We start from the raw sequence: 22,310 nt of genomic DNA, 5'->3' as shown, positions 1-22,310 counted from the left end.
GATTGTCGCCTACTCGCGGGATCGGACGGTCCAGCGGCCGGCCAGGGCACCGGCGGGCGGGGCGGCACTAGGCTGGGGCCGTGAGCGAGATCATTGCCGAGGACGCCAAGATCATCACCCTGGCCCGGGCGGCGCGGGCGCGCACCGGCGCGCTCGAGGGGGCGGCGGTGCGCGACACCATGGGGCGGACCTACTCCGCCACGACCGTCGATCTGCCGTCGCTGAAGCTGTCGGCACTGCGACTGGCGGTGGCCGTGGCGGCGGCGAGCGGCGCGGAGGGCCTGGAGGCCGCCGCCCTGGTGACCACCACGGGCACCGCCGCCGAGATCGACGTCGCCGCGGTTCACGACCTCGGCGGCCAGGCCCCCATCCTGGTCGCCGCCCCCGACGGCACCCTGCGCGCCACCCTCTGACCCGCGCGGGTCAGGAATCCCGGAAATCCTCGGCGACGGACCCGGCGGCCGGCCGCTCCGGCTCCGTTGCGGTGACGGGCCGGGTGACGAGGACCGTGCCGATCCGGTTGCGGCGGCCGGCGATGGTCTCGGCGGTCAGCACCAGCCCCGACACGGTCGCCGTGGAGCCCTCGATCGGGACCCGGCCGAGGGCGTAGGCCAGCAGCCCGCCGATGGTCTCGACCTCCGGCACGTCGATCTCCACGTCGAACAGTTCCGCGAGGTCCTCGGTGGGCAGCCGGGCCGTCACCCGGGCCGACCCGTCCGCCAGCCACTCGACCCGCGGTGGCTCCACGTCGTACTCGTCGGTGATCTCGCCGACGATCTCTTCGAGGATGTCCTCGATCGTGACCAGCCCGGCCGTGCCGCCGTACTCGTCTATCACGACGGCCAGGTGGATCTGGCGGGCCTGCATCTCGCGGAGCAGTTCGTCGATGGGCTTGCTGTCGGGCACGTACGTCGCCGGGCGCATGACGGACTCCACCCGCTCCACCGACTCGCCGTCGCGGTATTCGTGGGCACGCCGGGCGACGTCCTTGAGGTAGGCGATGCCCACCACGTCGTCCTCGTTCTCGCCGACCACCGGGATCCGGGAGAAGCCGCTGCGCAACGCCAGCGAGAGCGCCTGCCGCAGCGTCTTGCCGCGCTCGATGAACACGATGTCGGTCCGCGGCACCATGACCTCGCGGACCAGCGTGTCACCCAGCTCGAAGACCGAGTGGATCATCTCCCGCTCGTCAGGCTCGATCAGGCTGCGCTGCTCGGCCAGGTCGACCAGGTCGCGCAGCTCCGCCTCGGAGGCGAAGGGCCCCTCCCGGAAGCCCTTGCCGGGGGTGAGCGCGTTGCCCAGCAGGATCAGCAGCCGGGGCAGCGGCCCGAACACCCGGGTCACCGGAAGCATGACCGCCGAGCCGGCCAGCGCGATGTGGTCGGCGTGCTGGCGGCCGAGGGTGCGCGGCGCGACGCCGACCGCCACGTAACTCACCAGGATCATCACCACGGCGGCCGTCAGGTACGCCCGCCAGGTCTCGTCCAGCCACGAGATGAACAGGTCGGCCACGATGACGGTGGCGCCCAGCTCACACCCGGTGCGCAGCAACAGGGCCAGGTTGACGTAGCGGGCCGGGTCGGCGACCACCTCGGCCAGCCGCTCGGCCCCACGCCGGCCCTCCTTGACCAGCGCCTCGGCCCGGACCCGGGACACCCGGGTCAGCGCCGCCTCGAAACTGGCCAGCAGACCGGCCAGCACGACCAGCCCGGCCGAGACGGCCACCGCCCAACCCTGTCCGGACGTCATCGCGGGGGGCGTTTCTCCTGCCAGGACTCCAGCAGCCGGCCCTGCAGCCCGAACATCTCGGCGTGCTCGGCCGGTTCCGCGTGGTCGTAACCGAGCAGGTGCAGGATGCCGTGGGTGCACAGCAGTTCGAGCTCGGCGGCGGTGCCGTGCCCGGCCTCGGCACCCTGCCGCTCGGCGACCGACGGGCAGAGCACCACATCGCCCAGCAGCCCGGGATCGGGCGTCCCCGCATCGTCCGCGCCGCCCGACATGTGGCCGGGACGCAACTCGTCCATGGGGAAGGCCAGCACGTCGGTCGGCCCGGGCTCGCCCATCCACTTCTCGTGCAGCGCGCTCATCGCCGCCTCGTCCACCAACAGCACGGACAGTTCGGCCAGCGGATGGACCCGCATGCCGTCCAGCACGTGCCGGGCGAGGGTGGCCAGCGCCTCCTCGTCGACCGCCGCGCCGGACTCGTTCAGCACCTCGATGCTCATCGTCAGCCGCCCTGGCGCCCGCGCTTGCGCGTCCCACGCCCCGTGGCCGCGCCCTGCTGGGGGTCGCCCGCCGCGCGCCGGTCCTCGTCGTAGCGGCTGTAGGCGTCGACGATGTCGGTGACCAGCTTGTGCCGGACGACGTCCTGGCTGTCGAGCCGGCAGAAGTGGATGTCCCGGATACCGTCGAGGATGTCCTGCACCACCCGGAGCCCGCTCTGCTGCCCGGACGGCAGGTCGACCTGGGTGACGTCGCCGGTCACCACGACCTTCGAGCCGAAGCCGAGCCGGGTCAGGAACATCTTCATCTGCTCGGGCGAGGTGTTCTGCGCCTCGTCCAGGATGATGAAGGAGTCGTTGAGCGTCCGGCCACGCATGTAGGCCAGCGGCGCGACCTCGATCGTGCCGGCCGCCATCAGCCGGGGGATCGAGTCGGGGTCGACCATGTCGTGCAGCGCGTCGTACAGCGGGCGCAGATACGGGTCGATCTTCTCGTAGAGCGTTCCCGGCAGGAAGCCCAGCCGCTCGCCGGCCTCGACCGCCGGACGGGTCAGGATGATGCGGTTAACCTTCTTGTCCTGGAGCGCCTTGACCGCCTTGGCCATGGCCAGGTAGGTCTTGCCGGTGCCCGCCGGGCCGATGCCGAACACCACGGTGTGCTTGTCGATCGCGTCGACGTAGCGCTTCTGGTTCAGCGTCTTGGGCCGGATCGTGCGGCCCCGGCTGGAGAGCACGTCGAGCGTCAGCACCTCGGCCGGGCGCTCCCCGTGCCGGCCCCGGAGCATGGCCAGGCTGCGCTCGACCGCGTCGGGGGTGAGTTCGGTGCCGCCCTTGAGCAACTCGACCAGTTCGGAGAAGAGGCGGGTCGCGAGTTCGGTCTCGGCGTCCGGGCCGGTCACGGTGATCTCGTTGCCGCGGACATGGATGTCGCTGTGGAAGGCGCGTTCGATGACGTGGAGCAGTTCGTCCCGGGAGCCTAGAAGACTGACCATGGAATGGTCGTCCGGCACCACGATCTTGACTTGGGAGCGTACGGGCGCCTGCTCCTTGCGCGCCGAGCGTGTTGATTCGACCATCAGCCGGCCTTACGGCCTTTCAGTCCTGCCTGTTCGGTGCCTGTGACTGTCGCTCCCCATGTTACTGGGCGGGTACGACGGCGCGCCCTCGATTATCCCGGGGGCCAGCCCAGGCCCCGGCCGCCCAGCACGTGCGCGTGGACGTGGAACACGGTCTGGCCGGCCTGCGCGCCGGTGTTGAACACCACGCGGTAGCCCGTCTCGGCGATGCCCTCGTCCACCGCGACCTCGTGCGCCTCGCCCAGCACGGCGGCGAGCAGTTCGGGGTCGGCCGCGGCCAGCGCGCCCACGTGCACGTGGTGCTCCCGGGGAATCACCAGGACGTGGGTGGGGGCCTGCGGGTTGATGTCGCGGAAGGCCACCGTGCGCGCGGTCTCGCGCACGACCTTCGCCGGCACCTCACCGGAGACGATCTTGCAGAACAGGCAGGCCGGCTCGGACACGAGCACCTCTCACACCGTCGTCGAACGGACTCTGGAATCCTATCCGGACCGTCCCCGCGGCCCGCTCCGGACATCGCGGATCCCCCGGCTCCGTGGGCGCGCAGGGCCCCGCTGCGGTTAAGGTTGCAGCGCAGTGCGCACCCCCGGTTCCCCCCGGAACGCCGCACTGGGTCCCACGTACGCCACCGGCCGGGTCGCACCCGTCCGCGTCGTACCGAGAAGACGGCCGGGGGACGGCGAACAGGTGACCGAGGCAAGGCTGAAGATGCCCTTTGGTAAACCCGACAGTGACGGAGCGCGTCCCACTGACGTGACAGAGACCCTCGTGGCCAGTGCCACGGCGGGCGCCGTAGCCGTCGCCTGGGACGCGGACCAGGCCGTGACCGCCCTGTACGCGGCCAACTACCGCTCCCTCGTCAGGCTCGCCGCCCTGCTGGTACGCGACGTCGCGACCGCCGAGGAGGTGGTGCAGGACGCCTTCGTCGCCATGCACGGCGGCTGGCGGCGGCTGCGCGACCCCGACAAGGCGCTGTCCTACCTGCGCCAGTCGGTGGTGAACAAGTCCCGGTCCGTGCTGCGGCACCGCGCGGTGGTCGAGAAGTACGCGCCCAAGGGCCTGCCCGACGCACCCAGCGCCGAGAACGGCGCCATCGTCGAGCTTGAGCGCAGCGCGGTCGTCCAGGCCCTGAGCGGGCTGCCCACCCGGCAGCGGGAGGCTCTCGTCCTGCGGTACTACGCAGATCTGTCCGAAGCCGAGATCGCCCGCACCATGGGCATCAGCCGCGGCGCCGTGAAGAGCCATACGGCCCGCGGGATGGCCGCCCTCCGCAACGTCCTGGAGCAGTTTTCATGACCACCGACCCTCACGACGAGTACGGCGACCTCCTGCGCCGTGCCCTGCACGCGGAGGCGGACGAGGTCGTGCCGGCTCCCGACGGACTCGAACGGATACGCGCCCGGATCGCGGCCGGCCACGATCGCCTTCCGCTGTCGAGCCGGCTGGCGCTTCCCCGCCTGCCCGACTGGACCTGGTTCGCCCAGTCCTGGGTGCGGCCGGTGCTGGCGGGCGCCGCGGTGGTGCTCGCCGCGCTCGTCGTGCTGTCCGCCCCCGCCACCATCGGTCAGATCACCTCGGCAGGGCACAACGACCCGTCCAACGACGATCATCCCCGGGGGGCCGACACCTCGCAGGGGACCGGCACGGGCGGCGCTCCGTGGCCGGGCGGCCCGCAGCAGCCGGGCGACGGCCCCTCGGTGCCCCCCACCGGCTCCCCGACCGCGCCCCCCACCGGATCGGCCACCGGCGCCCCGTTCTGTCCCCCGCAGGGAAGTGCCGGAACGGGCTCGCCCTCGCCCGTGCCCTCCGCCACGCCGCAGGGCCCCTGCGCGCCCGCGCCCAGCGACCCGGTCACACCGGACCCGGGTGCCCCGACCTCCCCCACGCCGGAGCCCGACCCGTCAGCCGAACCCGACCCGGGCACTCAGGGCACCGCCCCCTCCCCGGCGGCCAACGCCTCCTGAAACACGGGTCACCAGCGGCCGGTGGCGCCCAGCAGCAGGGCCGCCGCGGCGACACCGGCGGTGGAGGTGCGCAGCACGGTGGGGCCGAGCCTGAACGGCCGGCCACCCGCCGCGGCGAAGGCTTCGAGCTCCTCGGGGGTGATCCCGCCCTCGGGGCCGACCACCACCACCAACTCGCCGGCGGTGGGCGGGCACAGGCCTGACAGGGGCTCGGTCGCCTCCTCGTGCAGCACCGCCCCGGCCGCCGCGCCCGCCAGCCGGTCGGCGACCCGGGCGGTGTCGGCCAGGTCGGCCACCTCGGGCAGCCAGGACCGGCGGGCCTGCTTGGCCGCCTCGCGGGCGGTGGCACGCCACCGCCCGAGCGCCTTCTCCCGGCGCTCCGGCCGCCACCGTGTCACGCAGCGGTCCGCCGCCCAGGGCACGATCTCGTCGACGCCGACCTCGGTCATCAGCTCGACGGCGAGCTCGCCCCGGTCGCCCTTGGGCAGCGCCTGGACGACCACCAGCCGGGGCTCGGGACGCTCGGTCCGGTGCCGGGCCAGCACCTCCAGGGTCAGCGCGTCGCGCCCGGCCGCGGTGACGATGCACTCGGCCAGCAGACCGGCCCCGTCGGTCAGGTCGACCCGTTCCCCGGGGCGCAGCCGCCGCACGGTCGCGGCGTGCCGCCCCTCGGGGCCGTCCAGGACCACCTGATCGGCGGTGAGCCGGCCCGGTTCGGCGAGGAAGACCGGCGGGCTCATCCCTGGGTGAAGACGTCCCGGAGCCGGGAGAAGAAGCCCTGCTGGCCCGGGGCGAACTTACCGGGCGGGCGCTCCTCGCCGCGCAGTTGCGACAGCCGCCGCAGCAGTTCCTCCTGCTCCTCGTCGAGCCTGATCGGCGTCTCCACGTTGACGTGGATCATCAGGTCGCCGCGGCCGGTTTCGTTGAGGTGCTTGACGCCCTTCGCGTACAGGGGGATCACCTGCCCGGACTGGGTGCCGGGCTTGATGTCGACCTCCTCGGGACCGTCGAGGGTCTCGATCGTGACCTTGGTGCCGAGGGCCGCCGCGGTCATCGGGATCTGCACGGTGCAGTGCAGGTCGTCGCCGTCCCGTTCGAAGATCGCGTGGGGACGCTCGACGATCTCCAGGAACAGGTCGCCCGCCGGGCCGCCGCCCGGGCCGACCTCGCCCTCGCCCGCGAGCTGGATGTGGGTGCCGTTCTCCACTCCGGCCGGGATGCGGACCTTGATCGTCCGGCGGGTGCGGACCCGGCCGTCCCCGGAGCACTCGGGGCACGGGTGGCGGATGACGCTGCCGAAGCCACCGCACTGGGGGCACGGCCGCGAGGTCATCACCTGGCCGAGGAACGACCGCTGCACCTGCTGGATCTCGCCCCGGCCGTGGCACATGTCGCAGTTCTCGGGGTGGGTGCCGGAAGCGGCCCCGGAGCCCGTGCAGGTGGAACAGACGATCGCGGTGTCGATCGCCAGCTCACGGGTGGTGCCGAACGCCGTCTCGGCCAGCTCCAGCTCGACCCGCAGCGTGGCGTTGCGGCCGCGCCGGGCCCGGCTGCGCGGGCCGCGCGCCGCGGCCGTGCCGAAGAAGGCGTCCATGATGTCGCTGAACGGGAAGCCCGCGCCGCCGAAGCCGGCCCCGGCGCCCGCGCCCGCGGCGAACGGGTCGGCGCCCAGGTCGTACATCTCGCGCTTCTTGGGGTCGGAGAGCACCTCGTAGGCCTGGGTGATCTCCTTGAACCGCTCCTGGGTCTCCGGATCCGGATTGACATCCGGGTGGAGCTCGCGGGCGAGCCGGCGGTAGGCCTTCTTGATCTCATCCGCGCCGGCGTCGCGACGAACGCCGAGGGTCGCGTAGTAGTCGTTGGACACTTACGACCCCGCCAGGATCTGTCCGACATAACGTGCCACTGCCCGTACTGCTCCCATCGTGCCGGGGTAATCCATGCGCGTCGGGCCCAGCACTCCCAGCCGGGCCAGGGCCTGATCTCCGACGCCGTAGCCGGCGGCGACCACGGAGGTCGACCGCAGGCCCTCGTGCGGATTCTCGGTGCCGATCCGCACCGTCAGGGTAGAGGAGTCTCCGGTCTCACCGAGCAACCGCATCAAGACCACTTGCTCCTCGAGCGCCTCCAGAACGTCCCGGAAGCTCTGCGCGAAGTCGACGGCGGCCAGGTTCGCGGCGCCCGCGAACACCACCTTCTCGTCGTGCTTCTCGACCAGCGTCTCCAGCAGCACCGAGAGCACCGCCGCCGCCACCGGCCGGTCGTCGACCGCCACCCGGTCGGGGAGGTCGGCCACCGCGGTGGGCGCCTCGGCGAGCCGGCAGCCGTCCAGGCAGGTGTTCAGCAGCGCCCGTAGCTGCGTGATCGTGTCTTCGGTGACCGGGGACTGCGTCTCGATCACCCGCTGCTCGACCCGGCCGGTGTTGGTGATCAGCACCAGCAGCAGCCGCTGGTCGGCGACCGGCACCAGCTCGACGTGGCGCACCGACGACCGGGTCAGCGAGGGGTACTGCACCACGGCGACCTGGCGGGTCAGCTGGGCGAGCAGCCGCACCGTCCGGCGCACCACGTCGTCGAGGTCGTAGGCGCCGTTCAGGAAGGTCTCGATCGCCCGCCGCTCGGCCTTGGACAGCGGCTTGACCGTCGACAGCCGGTCGACGAACAGCCGGTAACCCTTGTCGGTCGGCACCCGGCCCGCGCTGGTGTGCGGCTGGGCGATGTAGCCCTGCTCCTCGAGCACCGCCATGTCGTTGCGGATCGTCGCGGGCGAGACTCCGAGGTTGTGCCGGTCCACCAGCCCCTTCGAGCCGACCGGCTCGTTGGTGGAGACGTAGTCCTCGACGATGGCGCGAAGCACCGCCAGCTTGCGGTCATCGAGCACGTGATCACCTCCCGCCACTGGCACTCCCTACCTCTGAGTGCCAAGTGTACGGCTCCGCGGCGCGGATGGGGGCGGCCTGCGGCTTCGATCCGCCACGCCGGCGGACCAAGGGCGACGCCCGGTTCGCCCCGCTCCGGCGTTAGGGTGCCGCCGTGCGCAGCAAGGACTACGGCGACGACGTGCTGGCGGGCGACTGGCGGCGCCCGCGCAAGGGGCAGATACCGCAGGTGCCCGCCGAACGCGATCTGGTCGTGGAGGACCCCGACAGCGGGTTCTGTGGCGCGGTGGTGGCCTGCGACAAGCAGGGGGTGACGCTGGAGGACCGGTTCGGCCGGCGCCGCCTGTTCCCCCTCGCCCCGGCCGGCTTCCTGCTGGACGGCCGCCCGGTCACCCTCGTCCGGCCCACCCCCGGTCCCGCCGCGCCCGCCCGGTCCGCCTCCGGTTCGATCGCGGTGCGCGGGCTGCGAGCCCAGGTCGCCCGGGAGAGCCGGATCTACGTGGAGGGCCGGCACGACGCGGAGCTGGTGGAGAAGGTCTGGGGCCACGACCTGCGCGTCGAGGGCGTCGTCGTGGAGTACCTGGAGGGCGTGGACGACCTGCCCGCCGTCGTGGCGGAGTTCGGCCCGGAGCCGGGGCGCCGGCTCGGGGTGCTCGTCGACCACCTGGTCCCCGGTTCCAAGGAGAGCCGGATCGCCGCCGCGATCACCTCGCCGCACGTGCTCGTCACCGGGCACCCCTTCGTGGACGTCTGGCAGGGGGTCAAGCCCGCCGCCGTGCGGATCCCCGGCTGGCCGGACGTGCCCCCGGGGGTGCCCTGGAAGGAGGGCGTGCTGACCGCGCTCGGCTGGCGGATGGAGACAGGCGAGGCGTGGCGGCGCATCCTCGGCGCGGTGAACTCCTATACCGACCTGGAACCGGCGCTCCTCGGGCGCGTCGAAGAACTCATAGACTTCGTTACCGCACCGGAGCCGTCGGGCTGAACGGCCGCCACGGGCCGGGTGCACGTGAAAGGAGCAGGCCATGCCGGACCGGCGGCGCAGGGGATCCCACGGCCAGCAGCCAGGGTACGGCCAGCAGCCCGGGTACGGCGGGGGCTACGGTCCCCCGCAGCCCGGATACGGCCCCCCACAGCCCGGATACGGCCCCCAGCCCGGCTACGGCCCCGGTCCCGGCCCGGGGTACGGCGGCCCGCCGCCCCAGCAGCCCTACGGCGGGTACTCCTCCTACGGCCCCGACCAGGTGACCGACGTCGACACGAGCTGGGCGCTGATGGCCTATCTCGGCCAGTTCCTGGTCGGCGCGATCGCCCCGGCGATCGTGTACGTGGTGAAGAAGCGCAGCTCCCGGTTCCTGGCCTTCCACGCCACCCAGGCGCTCAACGTCGCCGTGGCCGCGATGATCGTCGCCGTGCCCTTCTTCCTGCTGGGCGCGTTCGTGTCCGACATGTTCTTCGCACCCTGGCTGGCGTACGTGGCCGTGGTGATGTTCTTCCTGGTCAAAGCCGGTCAGGCGGTCACCCGAGCCGAGCGTTACACCATCCCGACGTTCGTCGCCTGGCCGCTGCTCAAACTCCGCTAGCCCTCCGGCCAGAGCAGATCGCGGACCACCGCGTCCGCGAGCAGGCGGCCGCGCAGGGTGAGCACCGCGCGGCCGTTCTCGTAGGCCCCCGGCTCCAGCAGCCCGCCGGCGACCGCCCGGCGGGCGGCCGGCCCGTCCACCAGGGCGAGGGGGCAGCCGGTGGCCAGCCGCAACTCCAGCATCACGCGCTCGACCCGCCGGTCGTCCTCGGTCAGCACCTCCCGGGCGTGCGCGGGGCTGCGGCCCTCGGCCAGCCGGGTCGCGTAGGCGGCGGGGTGCTTGACGTTCCACCAGCGGGTGCCGCCGACGTGGCCGTGCGCGCCAGGCCCGACCCCCCACCAGTCGGCGCCGGTCCAGTAGAGCAGGTTGTGCCGGCAGCGGGCGTCCGGGGCGGCGGCCCAGTTGGAGATCTCGTACCAGTGCAGGCCGTGCGCCGCCAGCAGTTCCTCGGCCAGCAGGTAGCGGTCGGCCATCGCGTCGTCGTCGGGCGGGGCCAGTTCACCGCGGCGGACCCGGGCGGCCAGCCGGGTGCCCTCCTCGACGATCAGCGCGTAGGCCGAGACGTGGTCGGGCCCGGCGGCCAGCGCGGCCTCCAGGGAGGCCCGCCAGTCGTCCTCGTCCTCCCCCGGCGTGCCGTAGATCAGGTCGAGGTTGACGTGCTCGAAGCCGGCCGCCCGCGTCCACTCGACCACCTGCGGCACCCGGCCGGGGGTGTGCGTGCGGTCGAGCGTCGCCAGGACGTGCTCGCGGGCGCTCTGCATACCGTAGGAGATCCGGGTGAGCCCGGCCGCGCGCAGGCCGTCCAGATACCGCCGGTCCACCGACTCGGGGTTGGCCTCGGTGGTGACCTCGGCGCCCGGGGCGAGGCCGAACTCCGCCTCGATGGCGGCCAGGATGCGGCCCAGGTCGCCGGGGGGCAGCAGGGTCGGGGTGCCACCGCCGAAGAACACCGTCCGCACCGGGAGTTCGGCGTCGCCGAGCACCCGGCGGGCCAGCCGGACCTCCTCGATCGCGGTGTCGGCGTACTCGGCCCGGGAGGCTCCGGGGCCCAGTTCGGCGGCGGTGTAGGTGTTGAAGTCGCAGTAGCCGCACCGGGTCACGCAGAACGGGACGTGGACGTAGAAGGCGAACGGGCGGGTGCCGAGCCCGACCAGGGCCGCGCCGGGAAGCGCGCCGTCGTCGGGTACGGGGTCACCGTCGGGCAGGATCGCGGGCACCCCCCAAGTCTGCCGCCCCGCGGCAGGTGTTCCGGCCCGCGCCGAAGGCCCGGCGGCTACTTCTTGCCCTTCTCTCCCGGTGTGCCCGTCGTCGACAGCGCCGCCACGAACGCCTCCTGGGGGACGTCGACGCGGCCGATGGTCTTCATCCGCTTCTTGCCCTCCTTCTGCTTCTCCAGCAGCTTGCGCTTGCGGGAGATGTCGCCGCCGTAGCACTTGGCGAGGACGTCCTTGCGGATGGCGCGGATGTTCTCCCGGGCGATGATGCGCGAGCCGATGGCGGCCTGGATGGGCACTTCGAACTGCTGCCGCGGGATGAGCTCCTTGAGCTTGGCCGTCATCATCAGGCCGTACTCGCGGGACTTGTCGGCGTGGACGATCTGGCTGAACGCGTCGACCGACTCGCCCTGGAGCAGGATGTCGACCTTGACCAGGTCGGACTCCTGCTCCCCGCTGGGCTCGTAGTCGAGCGAGGCGTAGCCGCGGGTGCGGGACTTGAGCTGGTCGAAGAAGTCGAAGATGATCTCGGCCAGCGGCAGGGTGTAGCGGATCTCCACCCGGTCCTCGGACAGGTAGTCCATGCCGAGCAGGACGCCGCGCCGCCCCTGGCAGAGCTCCATGATCGCGCCGATGTGGTCGCTCGGGGAGAGGATCGTCGCCTTGACGATCGGCTCGTAGACCTTGGCGATCTTGCCCAGGGGGAACTCGCTGGGGTTGGTGACGACGTGCTCGGTGCCGTCCTCCATGATCACCCGGTAGACCACGTTGGGCGCGGTGGAGATCAGCGTGAGGTTGAACTCGCGCTCCAGCCGCTCCCGGACGATCTCCATGTGCAGCAGGCCGAGGAAGCCGCAGCGGAAACCGAAGCCCAGCGCCAGCGAGGTCTCGGGCTCGTAGACCAGCGCGGCGTCGTTCAGCCGGAGCTTGTCGAGCGCGTCGCGCAGCTCGGGATACTCGTCGCCGTCCACCGGGTAGAGGCCGGAGAACACCATCGGCTTGGGGTCCTGGTAACCGCCCAGCGCCTCCGGGGCGGGCCGGGAGGCGATGGTGACGGTGTCACCGACGCGGGCCTGCCGGACGTCCTTGACGCCGGTGATGAGGTAGCCGACCTCGCCGACTCCCAGCCCGCCCACCGGCTTGGGCTCGGGCGAGATGACCCCGACCTCCAGCGTCTCGTGCGCCGCGCCGGTCGACATCATCAGGCTCTTCTCCCGGCGGGAGAGGTGACCGTCGACGATCCGCACGTAGGTGACGACACCCCGGTAGGTGTCGTACACCGAGTCGAAGATCAGCGCGCGGGCCGGCCCGTCGGGGTCGCCGGTCGGCGCCGGGACCACCTCGACGATGCGGTTCAGCAGGTCGGTCACGCCCGCACCGGTCTTGCCGGAAACCCGCAGCACCTCGGCGGGGTCGCAGCCGATGATGCCGGACAGTTCCTCGGCGTACTTGTCGGGCTGGGCAGCGGGCAGGTCGATCTTGTTGAGGACCGGGATGATGTCCAGGTCGGCCTCGAGCGCCAGGTAGAGGTTGGCCAGCGTCTGCGCCTCGATCCCCTGGGCGGCGTCGACGAGCAGCACCGCCCCCTCGCACGCGGCCAGCGACCGCGACACCTCGTAGGAGAAGTCGACGTGGCCGGGGGTGTCGATCAGGTTGAGGACGTAGGGGACGCCATCCGGGCCGGTCCAGGGCAGCCGCACCGCCTGGCTCTTGATCGTGATGCCGCGCTCGCGCTCGATGTCCATCCGGTCGAGGTACTGCGCACGCATCTGGCGCTCCTCGACCACCCCGGTGAGCTGCAGCATGCGGTCGGCCAGGGTGGACTTCCCATGGTCGATGTGCGCGATGATGCAGAAGTTCCGGATGATCGCGGGATCCGTCTGGTTGGGCTCAGGCGTGGGCACGGCGTCCGTTTCGCAAACTCATCAGCGGGCTCGACAGGGCCCGAGGGCGTGATCGGCAGGGGCATGGCAGATCCTGCCGCATCCCATGTTCCCATGCCGGGCGCGATGCTCCGCGCGGAGGATCACCGGCCGCCGCCATCCCGCCGCCGACGGGACCCCCGTCCCGAGCGGCCGGGATCGCACCTCTTCTAGAGTGGTGCATGCCCCGGCGGCCGGAACGCCGCCCGGATCGGCCGGGGCCGGCGGGGAGCGGTACGGTCGCGCCGCTCCCCGCCTCCGGTTGAGGGTCGGCCGGTGGCATTGGTAGGCTGTGCGACTGCATCTTGCGTTGCGCCGGGCCGAACAGGCAGTACGGCCGTCCTCTGCACCGGAACCCACATGTAGGCCCGTGGGACGCAGCGCATCCGATACCCGACGACTCAGTACCGAGGCTCTTCCACGTGGCTAACATCAAGTCCCAGATCAAGCGGAACCGGCAGAACGAGAAGGCCCGGCTGCGCAACAAGGCGGTCAAGTCCGAGCTGAAGACGGCGATCCGCCGCTTCCGCGAGGCCGCCGAGTCGGGCAACGTCGACGACACGACCGCCGCCCTGCAGGTCGCCGCGCGCAAGCTCGACAAGGCCGCCAGCAAGGGCGTCATCCACAAGAACCAGGCGGCGAACCGCAAGTCGGCGATCGCCCGCCGGGCCGCCGAGCTCCAGGCCAAGTAAGGCCCTGGCGTTCCAACGCCGTGCCCCCCTGGGGGCACGGCGTTGTCGTGCTGGAGAAGGGAAGATGGACGAGCGCCGGCAGGTGACGATCTCCAAGTACCTTGCCCGGCACCTGCGGCACCGGCCCGAGCGCATCGGCATCACGCTGGACGAGGCCGGCTGGACGAGCGTCGGCGAGTTGCTGTCCGCCTGCGCCCGGGCGGGCTTCCCGGTCACCCGGGCCGAGCTGGAACACGTCGTCGCCGCCGACGCCAAGGGCCGGTACGCGCTCGACTCCGCCGGCCACCGGATCAGGGCCAATCAGGGGCACTCCGTGCCGATCCGGCTCGGCCTGCCGGCGGTGGTGCCGCCGGACGAGCTCTTCCACGGCACGGTCGAGCGGGCGCTCCCCCGGATCCGGCGGGAGGGGCTGCGGCCGATGGGCCGCCATGACGTGCACCTGTCCATCGACGTCGAGACCGCCCGCCGGGTCGGTGCCCGCCGCGGACGGCCGGTGATCCTGGGGGTGGACGCCGCGGCGGCGCACGCCGCCGGGCACGAGTTCCGGGTTACCGCGAACGGTGTCTGGCTGGTCGCGGCCGTGCCGCCCGAGCACCTGCGCGGGCCGTTTCCGGAGCCGGCGAGCCCGCCGGTGGAAGGTCCGCGGTGACGGCCTCGGCCACCTCGGCCCAGTTCTCGGTGTGCCGTACCCAGGTGGGCGGCGGCTGCTCCTGCCAGCCGAACAGGTAGAGGTGCGGGACCAGGTCACGCAGCGCCTGGTGGACACCGAGCCGGTCGTCGATCATGTGGGTGATGCCGAGGTCGGCGCAGTGGATCGCCTTGTCCGCGCGCCGGCGGCAGAACCGCAGGTTGCCGACCGGAATGCCGGTGCGGGCGTAGAAGTCGTGGTGGTCCAGCCACCGGCGGGTGCGCTGCTCGACCCGCTCGCCGCACTTGGAGATGATCCAGACTTGTCCGCCGAAGCGTTCCACCAGGGCGGGCAGCACTTCGTACACCCCCTCGGTGGCGGGCGAAGCCAGCGCCTCCTCCAGGGTGCCCTGCAGGAACGCCGTATCGGCCTGGCCGCCGAGGTCGAGCGAGGCGCCATGGATCACCCGGCCGAAGTCGACGCCCAGCCGGGGTCGGGAGATGTCGTTCATGGATCCAGGGTGATGCCAACCCAGCTGTTCCAGAACTATGGATCAGCCGCGTCACTATAGTTTCAGACTATGGATCTGGGCCGGTTGTCCACCGACTCGCTGGTCTCCTTCGCGGCCTTCGCCGATCACCTCAACTTCACCCGGGCGGCCGAGGAACTGCACATCTCCCAGCCCGCCCTGCATGTCAAGATCCGGCGGCTGGCCGAGACCCTGGGGCACCCGCTGTACCGCCGGGCGGGCCGCACCCTGACGCTCACCCCCGAGGGCGAGGCGGTGGCCCGGTTCGCCCGCGAACTCGACGGCCGGATGGCCGCGTTCCTGGCCGAGCTGGGCGGGCCCGCCGTCCACCGGCCGACCGTCCTGGCGGCGGGTGAGGGGGCCTTCCTCTACCTGCTCGGCGACGTCGTCCGCGAGGCACTGCTGGGGTCCGCACCCCGGCTGCGCCTGATCAACGGGAACCGGCCGCGGATGCTGGCCGCCGTGCGCGCCGGGCGGGCCGACCTGGGCGTGGGAGTGCTGGACGTCCTGCCGGACGACCTGGCCGCGGTGCCGCTGGCGGCCTACCCGCAGGCGCTGGCCGTACCCGCCGGCCACCCGCTGGCCGCCCGGGAGCGGCTCGTACCAGCCGACCTCGCGGGCACGGCGCTGGTGGTGCCGCCGCCGGACCGGCCGCACCGGATCGCACTGGAGCGCGCGCTGCGGGCCGGCGACGTGCCCTGGACGGTGGCGGTCGAGGCCGAGGGCTGGCCGCTCATGCTGCACTTCGTCACGCTCGGCGTGGGCCTGGCGGTGGTCAACGGCTGCGCGCGCCCGCCCGCCGGGGTCGTGCTGCGCGAGATCGCCGGCCTGCCCGCCGTGACCTACCACGCCGTCCACCTGCCCGGCCGTCGCGACGACCCCCGCGTCACCGCGCTCCTGGACACCATCCGCACCCACCTGCCCGCTCCTTGATCACAAGGGCCGGCGGGCGGGACCCCGATCCCGGCACGGCTCAGGCCAGGGAACGCGCCCCCACGATGTCGGCGACGGCCTTCTCCAGGGCGTACGCCGGATCGGCCGCACCGCCCTTCACCCCGGCGTCCGCCTCGGCGACCGCGCCCAGCGCACGGGCCACCCCGGCAGGGGACCAGCCGCGCAGTTGCCGCTGTAGCCGCTCGATCTTCCAGGGGGGCATGCCGAGTTCCTTGGCCAGCGCGGCGCCGCGCGCTCCGCGGGGCGCGCCACCGACCTTGGCCAGCCCCCGGACACCCTGGGCCAGGGCGCTGACGATGAGCACCGGGGCCACGCCCGTGGCCAGTGCCCAGCGCAGCTGCTCCAGAGCCTCGGCCAGCCTGCCCTCGACGGCGTGGTCGGCGACGTTGAAGCCGCTCACCTCGGCCCGGCCCCGGTGGTAGCGGGCGACGGCGGCGTCGTCGATCCGGCCGCCCGGGGTGTCGGACACCAGTTGCCCGCAGACCCCGGCCAGCTCGCGCAGGTCGTTGCCGACCGCCTCGATCAGGGACCGCGCGGCGTCCTCGGTGACGCTGCCGCCGGCCCGGCGGACCTCGGCGCGGACGAACGCGACCCGCTCCCCCGCCTTGGTCATCTTCGGGCAGGCGACCTTGCGGGCCCCGGCCTTGGCCAGGCCGTCGACCAGCGCCTTGCCCTTCGCCCCCCCGTGATGGACCGCGACCAGGGCGACGTCGTCGGCCGGATGGGCGGCGTACCTGAGGACCTCGGCGGTCAGGTCCTTGCCCAGATCCTGGGCGGCCCGCAGCACGAGGACCTTGCCCCCGCCGAACAGCGACGGCGAGGTCAACTCGGCCAGCCGGCCGGGCTCCAGACCGCCCGGCGCCAGCTCGACGACCTCCGTGTCCGGGTCGCCGGCCCGGACCGCGGCCACCACCTCGGCAATGGCCCGCTCCACCAGCAGTTCCTCGTCCCCGACCACTACGGTCATCGCATCCGCGCCCACCCCAGCAGCATGCCACGTCCCGGTACCTCGCCCGAGCTCGTCCGCCGGGGCGGATGGGGAAACCGTGACGGCAGAGGCGAATGATCTTTAATGTCCGGCTTTGACGCTAGATTGCCGGTGTGGTCGATGATTCGGGGCGGTTGGTCGCCGGACGGTACCGGCTGGTCGGGTTGCTGGGGCGGGGCGGGATGGGCTCGGTGTGGCGGGCCCATGACGAAGCGCTGGACCGCGAGGTCGCGATCAAACAGCTCACGCTGCCCGAGCATCTGGGGAGCGAGAAGCGTGCCAGGTTAATCGCGCGGGTGCGGCGTGAGGCGCGGGCCGCCGCCAAACTCAAGCACCCCGGGATCATCACCGTCCACGACCAGTTCACCGACGCCGACGGGCACCCCTGGATCGTGATGGAGGTCGTCGACGGCCGCTCCCTGGACGACCTGCTCAAGGACGAGGGCCGGCTGCCCGTCGGCGAGGTCGCGCGGATCGGGATGCAGATGCTGGACGCGCTCGGCGCCGCGCACGCCGCCGGGATCACCCACCGCGACATCAAACCCGCCAACGTCCTGCTGGAAGGCGACCGGGTCGTCCTCACCGACTTCGGCATCGCCGCGATCGACGGCGACCCTTCCATCACCGCCACCGGGGCGATCATGGGTACCCCGGCGTACATGCCTCCCGAACAGCTCGACGGGCGGCCCGCCACCCCCGCCTCCGACCTGTGGTCGCTGGGCGCCACCCTCTACACCGCCGCCGAGGGCCGCCGCCCCTTCGACGCCGACAACCTCGCGGCGCTCTACGCGGGGATCCTCACCAGGCCGCCGGCCCCGCCGGTCCACGCCGGTCCGCTGACCCCGGTACTGGGCGGGCTGCTCGACAAGGACCCCACCACGCGCGCCACCGCCGGCCGGACCACCATGCGCCGGCTTGCCGAGATCGCCACCGCCCCGCCGTCCGCTCTCGGCGCCGGTCCGGTCCTCCGGCCAGGTCCGCCCAGACCGCGGACGGACCCGGCCGCCTGGCCCGGCCCGGCCGCCACGGCTCCTGGCGGCCTCCCGCCCCGCCGCTCCCGGGGCGGCCTGGTCGTCGCGCTCCTCGCGCTCCTCGCCGTCGCCGCCGTCGTACTCTCCGCCATCGGGATCCACCGGCTCTGGCTCGCCCAGGATCCCCGCCACATCGCCCGGCTCGGCGGCCACACCGGCTCGGTCACCACGGCCGCCTTCAGCCCGGACGGCACCACCCTCGCCACCGCCGGTGAGGGCGAGGGCACCGTGCGGCTGTGGGACGTCCGCACCCGCAAGCAACTCGGTGCCCCCCTCCCAGGCCGCGGTACGGTCCGCGCGATCGCCTTCAGCCCGGACGGCGCCACCCTCGCCACCGGCGACGACGAGGGGGTGCGGCTGTGGAACGCCCGCACCCGCGAACCGGTCGGCGGCCCCCTCCGCCACGGCGAGAGGATCCGCGCCGCCGCGTTCAGCCCGGACGGGACGGTGCTCGCCACCGGCGACCGGGCCGGCGGCGTGCGGCTGTGGGACGCCCGCACCCGGAGGCCGGCCGGTGACCCCCTTCCCGGCGACGAGGAGGGCGGCAGCGGGGACATGCGGCTCGCCTTCGACCCCGGCGGCGCCACCCTCGTCATCGTCGAGACCAGGCGGACCCGGCGGCTGGACGTCCGGACCCGGCAGCTGCTCGGCGCGCCGCTCACCGCCCACGACGGCGACGACCCCACCCTCGCCATGGCCCTCAACCGGCGCGGCGAGGTCTTCGCCACCGGCGGCCCGCACGGCGCGGACCTGTGGGACCCCGTGGCCGGAAAACGCGTCGGCGGGCCCACCCGCGGTCACGACGGCCCGGTCCTGGCGATCGCCTTCAGCCATGACGGCAAGGTCTTCGCCACCGGCGGCGACGAGCACCAGGTGCGGCTGTGGGACGTCCGGACCCGGCGGGCGATCGGCGAACCGCTCGCCGACCACGTCTACGACGTCCACGCGCTCGCCTTCAGCCCCGACGGCAGGATCCTGGCCGTCGGCGAAGGCTCCAATGGCGAGAACGCCGCCTCCATCCGGCTGTGGAGCATCTCGTGACCTGTCCGCGGCGTCCTGCGCCCCGGACCCCTGGATGAGGGCCAGGTCCGTCCGGCTCCCGTGATCCGGCGGGCGGACATATCAGCTCATATCGCCCCGCGGCGGAAACCGGGTCCACCGATCCGACCGCTCGGGCCGGCCCGACCACGAACGGCCCGATCAGGCCCGATGACCGCGGGCGGGGTTCAGGGACGGCGGGTGACCACCACGAGACGGGCTCCGTCGCGGAGGACGGCGATGTCGCCGTGGTGGTCGGTGCGGTAGGAGCGCATGCCCAGGCCGCGCAGCAGGGCGAGGGTCGCCGGGGCCGGGTGGCCGTAGTCGTTGGCGCGGCCGACCGAGGTGACGGCGATCGCGGCACGGGAGGCGGCGAAGAAGCCGGGATGGAACCTGTTCGACCCGTGGTGCGGGACCTTGAACACGTCAACCGCGGGGACGTGCGGGGCCAGCGAGCGCTGGACCTCGGTCTCGACATCTCCGGTCAGCAGGGCGCTCAGTCCGGGGAGGCGGGCGACCAGGATGAGGCTGGCGTTGTTGACCGTGGTCCCGTCCGCCCGGGCCGGGACCCGCGGGCCCGTGCTCGCCGGGCCCAGCACCGACAGTTCCAGCGGGCCGACGGACCAGCGCTGGCCGGGGCCGGCCGGGCGCGCGGCCAGGCCCGGGGCCGCCCGCGCCTCGGGGCCGCCGGTCAGCGGGCTCGTCATCACGACGCCGACCGGGCGGCCCCGGCGGACCCCGGCCACGCCGCCGATGTGGTCCGCGTGCGGGTGAGTGAGGATCAACAGCGGCACGGCGTGTACGCCCAGGTCGTCGAGGCAGCGGTCCACCGCCGCCGGTTCGGGCCCGGTGTCGACCACCACCGCCCGGCCCGGCCCCGCCGCCAGCGCGACAGCGTCGCCCTGGCCGACGTCGCAGGCCACCAGGGACCAGCCGCGCGGCGGCCAGCCTGGGGCGAGCGCCCGCTGGGCGAGCACCGCCACCAGCACTCCCGCGACGGCAGCCGCGGCGATCCGGCGCGCCGGCCGGTACCGCAGGATCGCCACGGCCACGGCGCCGGCACCCAGCAGCAGGACCGCACCGGCCGCCCCGTCCCGCCAGGGGATCGTGGCGTACGGGATCGCGGCGGTCGTGCGGGCGACGGCCGCGATCCAGCCGACGGCGAGCCCGGCCGGCCACACCAGGAGCTGGGCGGGCCGCAGCGCGAAGGGTGCGACCGCCGCGGCGAGGGCGCCGAGCAGGGTGGCCGGTGCGACGGCCGGGGCCACGACGAGGTTGGCCGCCACCGCCGCCAGCCCCACCTCACCCGAGAGCATCACCGCCACGGGGGCGCAGGCCACCTGTGCCGCGGCGGCGAGGGCCAGCACCTCGGCCACGGGCGCGGGCAGCCCACGGCGCAGCAGCCGGGCGCGCCAGCCGGGCGCCAGCACCAGCAGCCCGCCGGTGGCCAGCACGGACAGCGCGAACCCGTAGGAGCGGGCCAGCCCGGGATCGGCGAGCACCAGGACCAGCACGGCGGCACCGAGTGCGGAAAGGCCATGCCGCTCCCGCCCGGTGGCCAGCGCGAGCAGGCCGATCAGGCCCATGACGGTAGCGCGCAGCACGCTCGGTTCCGGGCGGGCCACCAGCACGAACACCGGAACCGCCAGCACGGCGACCAGCGGCGCCCGGCGGCCGAGCCCGCACCACCGGCACAGGCCGAGCAGCGCCCCGACGATGATCGCCAGGTTGGCTCCGGAGACCACCAGCAGATGCGACAGGCCCGCGGTCCTGAAGTCCTCGGCCAGCCCGGGGTCGAGCCCTGAGGTGTCGCCGACGACCATGCCGGGCAGCACGCCGCGCTGGTCGGCGGGCAGCACCTCGGCCGCCTCCCGTAGCCGGGCCCGCACGGTCGCGGCCGCCCGCTGCGGTGCCGACGGCTCCCCCGCGGTGCGGGGCGGACCCCGGACGAAGACCACCGCCGCCAGCAGTTCCCGCCGCTGCGGCAGCGCCAGCCGCCCCTCGAATCGCACCCGCCGGCTCGGCACCAGCTCCCGCCATTCCGGCCCGGTGGAGATGGCCGAGCCCGAGTGGGCGGTGGCGAGAACGAGGACGGGAACGCGGACGGCCTGGGCGCGGCCCCGGTGCCGGACGGTCTCGGCCCTGACCCGGACGACCGTCAGATCGCCTCGCGGTGTCGAACGCACCAGGGGATCGGCGGTCACCACCGCCTCGATGCGGACCCGCGCCCCGTTCCCGGCCAGCTCGCGCACCGGTCCCGACTCGACGGACGCGACCCGAGCCCCCGTCCCGAACGCCGCGGCCGACGCGCACACCAGCGCCGCGGCCACCGCCGCCGCCCACGTACCGCCCCGGGCTCCTCCCCTGGCGGAACGAACACCAGGGAGAAAACGAACGCCGTGGAGAAGGGGAGCCGCGAGCAGCGGCAGCGCGACGGCCAGGAAGAGCGCGGCGACCGTGGAGGCGACCAGCGGGGACGCACCGAGCAGCACACCCGCGGTCAGCCAGCAGGCCAGGGCCGGTACGACCAACCTCAGGTCGTACCGCGAGGGCGGGCGCGGGGATCTCCGGCCGTCGCCGCCGGGCCCGGCACCGCCGTGTCCGGAGCCGCCGGCCGTCCGGAGCGGTTCACACCCGGACGCGTTCGCGGAGTTCGGCATAGCGCCGTTCCCCGATCCCCGACACTTCGCGCAGCTCCTCGACCGAGCGGAACCCGCCGCTACGGGTCCGGTGGTCGACGATGCGCTGGGCGAGCACCGGGCCGACCCCGGGCAGTTCCTGGAGTTGCCCGGCGGTCGCGGAGTTGAGGTCGAGCACCGCGCCGGGCGGACTCGCCCCGCCGGGCGGTGCCGCGCCCGCCGGGGCGGGCGGCGCCATCCCGCGGGCGCCGACCACGATCTGCTCGCCGTCGACGACCCGGCGGGCCAGGTTGAGCGTGTCGAGGGACGCCCCCGGCCGGGGACCGCCGGCCGCGGTGACGGCCTCGCTCACCCTGGCCCCGGCCCGGAGGGTGACGATGCCGGGCCGGCGCACCTTGCCTGCGACGTGGACCACCACCCGGGTGCCGGAACCCGGATCCGGCCCTGCCGCTCCCGCCGGTCCGGGAGGTGACGGTACGGCCGCCCCCACCGCCGCCGGGGACGGCCGTACCGTCACCTCCTGGACCGGCTGGGGCCGGGGCCGCGAGGACCACAGGAGGCATCCGGCGGCCAGCGCCGCCAGGACCGCTACCACGGCCAGGGCCCGGGCGCCCCGCGCCCCCGGATCGAGCCGCCAGGCCCGCCGCTCCCCCGTTTCCGGGGCGACCGGCGACACCCGCCACCCCGCTGCCGGCGGTGGCGGAGCGTCGGCGACCGGCGGCGGGTCTCCGTCGGGCGGCGGAGAGCCCGCGGCGGTCTCCTCCCGCCGAAGGCGAGACGTGGCGAGGGCCGGGCGGGTCAGGATCGAGGCCAGGCGGGCCGGGGCCGCGGGAGCCTCGCGACGGGATCTCGGGGATCTCATGGTGTTCGACGCTAGGTTCCCCCGCGCCGTCCCGGTACCGCCGGCCGTGAATGTGGACAACCGTACGAGCGCGCACACCCTGGCGGCGCGGT

General features: G+C 73.7%; 22 protein-coding genes. 9 read left to right on the top strand and 13 right to left on the bottom strand.

Going from position 1 to position 22,310, the window contains the following annotated elements; translation table 11 throughout:
• The first annotated feature begins 80 nt into the window (after nucleotides 1-80).
• Nucleotides 81-413, top strand: a complete 333-nt coding sequence (locus tag DPM19_RS27360; protein WP_111870928.1) for a cytidine deaminase — start codon at nucleotides 81-83, stop codon at nucleotides 411-413.
• Between the two features lie 10 nt (nucleotides 414-423).
• Here the strand turns inward: DPM19_RS27360 and DPM19_RS27355 are convergent, their stop codons facing one another.
• The 4 genes from DPM19_RS27355 to DPM19_RS27340 all read right to left on the bottom strand — a co-directional run bounded on the left by DPM19_RS27355 (nucleotide 424) and on the right by DPM19_RS27340 (nucleotide 3,741).
• Entirely contained in the window at nucleotides 424-1,749 is a 1,326-nt protein-coding gene (locus DPM19_RS27355) for a hemolysin family protein (RefSeq protein WP_111870927.1), read from the bottom strand.
• Nucleotides 1,746-2,225, bottom strand: coding sequence for an rRNA maturation RNase YbeY (ybeY, locus tag DPM19_RS27350; RefSeq protein ID WP_111870926.1), 480 nt, complete (start codon nucleotides 2,223-2,225; stop codon nucleotides 1,746-1,748). Before ybeY ends, DPM19_RS27355 begins: the two co-directional genes overlap by 4 nt.
• 2 nt (nucleotides 2,226-2,227) lie before the next feature.
• Nucleotides 2,228-3,298: a PhoH family protein gene (locus DPM19_RS27345; protein ID WP_111870925.1), complete on the bottom strand. Its 1,071-nt coding sequence runs from the start codon at nucleotides 3,296-3,298 to the stop codon at nucleotides 2,228-2,230.
• Nucleotides 3,299-3,390: 92 nt separating this feature from the next.
• Nucleotides 3,391-3,741 (bottom strand): histidine triad nucleotide-binding protein, encoded by a 351-nt coding sequence (locus tag DPM19_RS27340; RefSeq protein WP_111870994.1) that lies wholly within the window; start codon nucleotides 3,739-3,741, stop codon nucleotides 3,391-3,393.
• A gap of 265 nt (nucleotides 3,742-4,006) precedes the next feature.
• On the opposite strand from DPM19_RS27340, the gene DPM19_RS27335 reads away from it, so the two are divergent.
• Together DPM19_RS27335 and DPM19_RS27330 are read left to right on the top strand one after the other, a co-directional pair.
• On the top strand, nucleotides 4,007-4,594 hold the full coding sequence (locus DPM19_RS27335) for a SigE family RNA polymerase sigma factor (RefSeq protein WP_111870993.1): 588 nt from the start codon (nucleotides 4,007-4,009) through the stop codon (nucleotides 4,592-4,594).
• Entirely contained in the window at nucleotides 4,591-5,262 is a 672-nt protein-coding gene (locus DPM19_RS27330; RefSeq protein ID WP_111870924.1) for a hypothetical protein, read from the top strand. Before DPM19_RS27335 ends, DPM19_RS27330 begins: the two co-directional genes overlap by 4 nt.
• Nucleotides 5,263-5,270: 8 nt before the next feature.
• On the opposite strand, the gene DPM19_RS27325 is transcribed toward DPM19_RS27330, so the two are convergent.
• From DPM19_RS27325 to hrcA, 3 genes are read right to left on the bottom strand one after another with little or no spacing between them, the layout of a single operon-like run.
• On the bottom strand, nucleotides 5,271-6,002 hold the full coding sequence (locus DPM19_RS27325) for a 16S rRNA (uracil(1498)-N(3))-methyltransferase (RefSeq protein WP_111870923.1): 732 nt from the start codon (nucleotides 6,000-6,002) through the stop codon (nucleotides 5,271-5,273).
• Complete coding sequence (dnaJ, locus tag DPM19_RS27320; protein ID WP_111870922.1) at nucleotides 5,999-7,129, bottom strand: molecular chaperone DnaJ; 1,131 nt, start codon at nucleotides 7,127-7,129, stop codon at nucleotides 5,999-6,001. Before dnaJ ends, DPM19_RS27325 begins: the two co-directional genes overlap by 4 nt.
• Nucleotides 7,130-8,143: a heat-inducible transcriptional repressor HrcA gene (gene hrcA, locus DPM19_RS27315; protein WP_111870921.1), complete on the bottom strand. Its 1,014-nt coding sequence runs from the start codon at nucleotides 8,141-8,143 to the stop codon at nucleotides 7,130-7,132.
• A 152-nt stretch (nucleotides 8,144-8,295) separates the two neighbouring features.
• On the opposite strand from hrcA, the gene DPM19_RS27310 reads away from it, so the two are divergent.
• Complete coding sequence (locus tag DPM19_RS27310) at nucleotides 8,296-9,123, top strand: DUF3097 domain-containing protein (RefSeq protein ID WP_111870920.1); 828 nt, start codon at nucleotides 8,296-8,298, stop codon at nucleotides 9,121-9,123.
• A 40-nt stretch (nucleotides 9,124-9,163) separates the two neighbouring features.
• Nucleotides 9,164-9,721, top strand: coding sequence for a DUF4870 domain-containing protein (locus DPM19_RS27305; protein ID WP_111870919.1), 558 nt, complete (start codon nucleotides 9,164-9,166; stop codon nucleotides 9,719-9,721).
• Here DPM19_RS27305 and hemW read toward each other — a convergent pair.
• Both hemW and lepA read right to left on the bottom strand, forming a co-directional pair.
• Nucleotides 9,718-10,938 carry a radical SAM family heme chaperone HemW gene (hemW, locus tag DPM19_RS27300; RefSeq protein WP_111870918.1) on the bottom strand — a complete coding sequence of 407 codons (1,221 nt, stop codon included), beginning with the start codon at nucleotides 10,936-10,938 and terminating at the stop codon, nucleotides 9,718-9,720. The genes DPM19_RS27305 and hemW overlap by 4 nt on opposite strands.
• A gap of 56 nt (nucleotides 10,939-10,994) precedes the next feature.
• On the bottom strand, nucleotides 10,995-12,839 hold the full coding sequence (gene lepA, locus DPM19_RS27295; RefSeq protein ID WP_111870917.1) for a translation elongation factor 4: 1,845 nt from the start codon (nucleotides 12,837-12,839) through the stop codon (nucleotides 10,995-10,997).
• Nucleotides 12,840-13,279: 440 nt separating this feature from the next.
• Here lepA and rpsT point away from each other — a divergent pair, with 440 nt between their 5' ends.
• Together rpsT and DPM19_RS27285 are read left to right on the top strand one after the other, a co-directional pair.
• A complete protein-coding gene (gene rpsT / locus DPM19_RS27290) occupies nucleotides 13,280-13,549 on the top strand; it encodes a 30S ribosomal protein S20 (protein ID WP_111870916.1) in 270 nt (89 codons plus the stop codon).
• Nucleotides 13,550-13,613: 64 nt separating this feature from the next.
• Complete coding sequence (locus DPM19_RS27285) at nucleotides 13,614-14,198, top strand: RNA 2'-phosphotransferase (protein ID WP_111870915.1); 585 nt, start codon at nucleotides 13,614-13,616, stop codon at nucleotides 14,196-14,198.
• Here DPM19_RS27285 and DPM19_RS35870 read toward each other — a convergent pair.
• Nucleotides 14,098-14,688 carry a hypothetical protein gene (locus DPM19_RS35870; RefSeq protein ID WP_199485308.1) on the bottom strand — a complete coding sequence of 197 codons (591 nt, stop codon included), beginning with the start codon at nucleotides 14,686-14,688 and terminating at the stop codon, nucleotides 14,098-14,100. The two genes, DPM19_RS27285 and DPM19_RS35870, sit on opposite strands and share 101 nt — an antisense overlap.
• A gap of 69 nt (nucleotides 14,689-14,757) precedes the next feature.
• Here DPM19_RS35870 and DPM19_RS27275 point away from each other — a divergent pair, with 69 nt between their 5' ends.
• Nucleotides 14,758-15,639, top strand: a complete 882-nt coding sequence (locus DPM19_RS27275; protein ID WP_111870914.1) for a LysR family transcriptional regulator — start codon at nucleotides 14,758-14,760, stop codon at nucleotides 15,637-15,639.
• A 40-nt stretch (nucleotides 15,640-15,679) separates the two neighbouring features.
• On the opposite strand, the gene holA is transcribed toward DPM19_RS27275, so the two are convergent.
• A complete protein-coding gene (holA, locus tag DPM19_RS27270; protein WP_111870913.1) occupies nucleotides 15,680-16,627 on the bottom strand; it encodes a DNA polymerase III subunit delta in 948 nt (315 codons plus the stop codon).
• A gap of 134 nt (nucleotides 16,628-16,761) precedes the next feature.
• Between holA and DPM19_RS27265 the strand changes: the two genes are divergently transcribed.
• On the top strand, nucleotides 16,762-18,720 hold the full coding sequence (locus DPM19_RS27265; protein ID WP_146779010.1) for a WD40 repeat domain-containing serine/threonine protein kinase: 1,959 nt from the start codon (nucleotides 16,762-16,764) through the stop codon (nucleotides 18,718-18,720).
• A 185-nt stretch (nucleotides 18,721-18,905) separates the two neighbouring features.
• Here the strand turns inward: DPM19_RS27265 and DPM19_RS27260 are convergent, their stop codons facing one another.
• Nucleotides 18,906-21,248, bottom strand: coding sequence for a ComEC/Rec2 family competence protein (locus DPM19_RS27260; RefSeq protein WP_233510782.1), 2,343 nt, complete (start codon nucleotides 21,246-21,248; stop codon nucleotides 18,906-18,908).
• Between the two features lie 97 nt (nucleotides 21,249-21,345).
• Nucleotides 21,346-22,218: a ComEA family DNA-binding protein gene (locus tag DPM19_RS27255; protein ID WP_199485307.1), complete on the bottom strand. Its 873-nt coding sequence runs from the start codon at nucleotides 22,216-22,218 to the stop codon at nucleotides 21,346-21,348.
• Nucleotides 22,219-22,310 lie beyond the last annotated feature (92 nt).

Origin of the sequence: Actinomadura craniellae (assembly GCF_003289645.1) — a bacterium.
Lineage (GTDB): Bacteria > Actinomycetota > Actinomycetes > Streptosporangiales > Streptosporangiaceae > Actinomadura_D > Actinomadura_D craniellae.
This window is presented reverse-complemented; position numbering and strand designations above follow the sequence as displayed.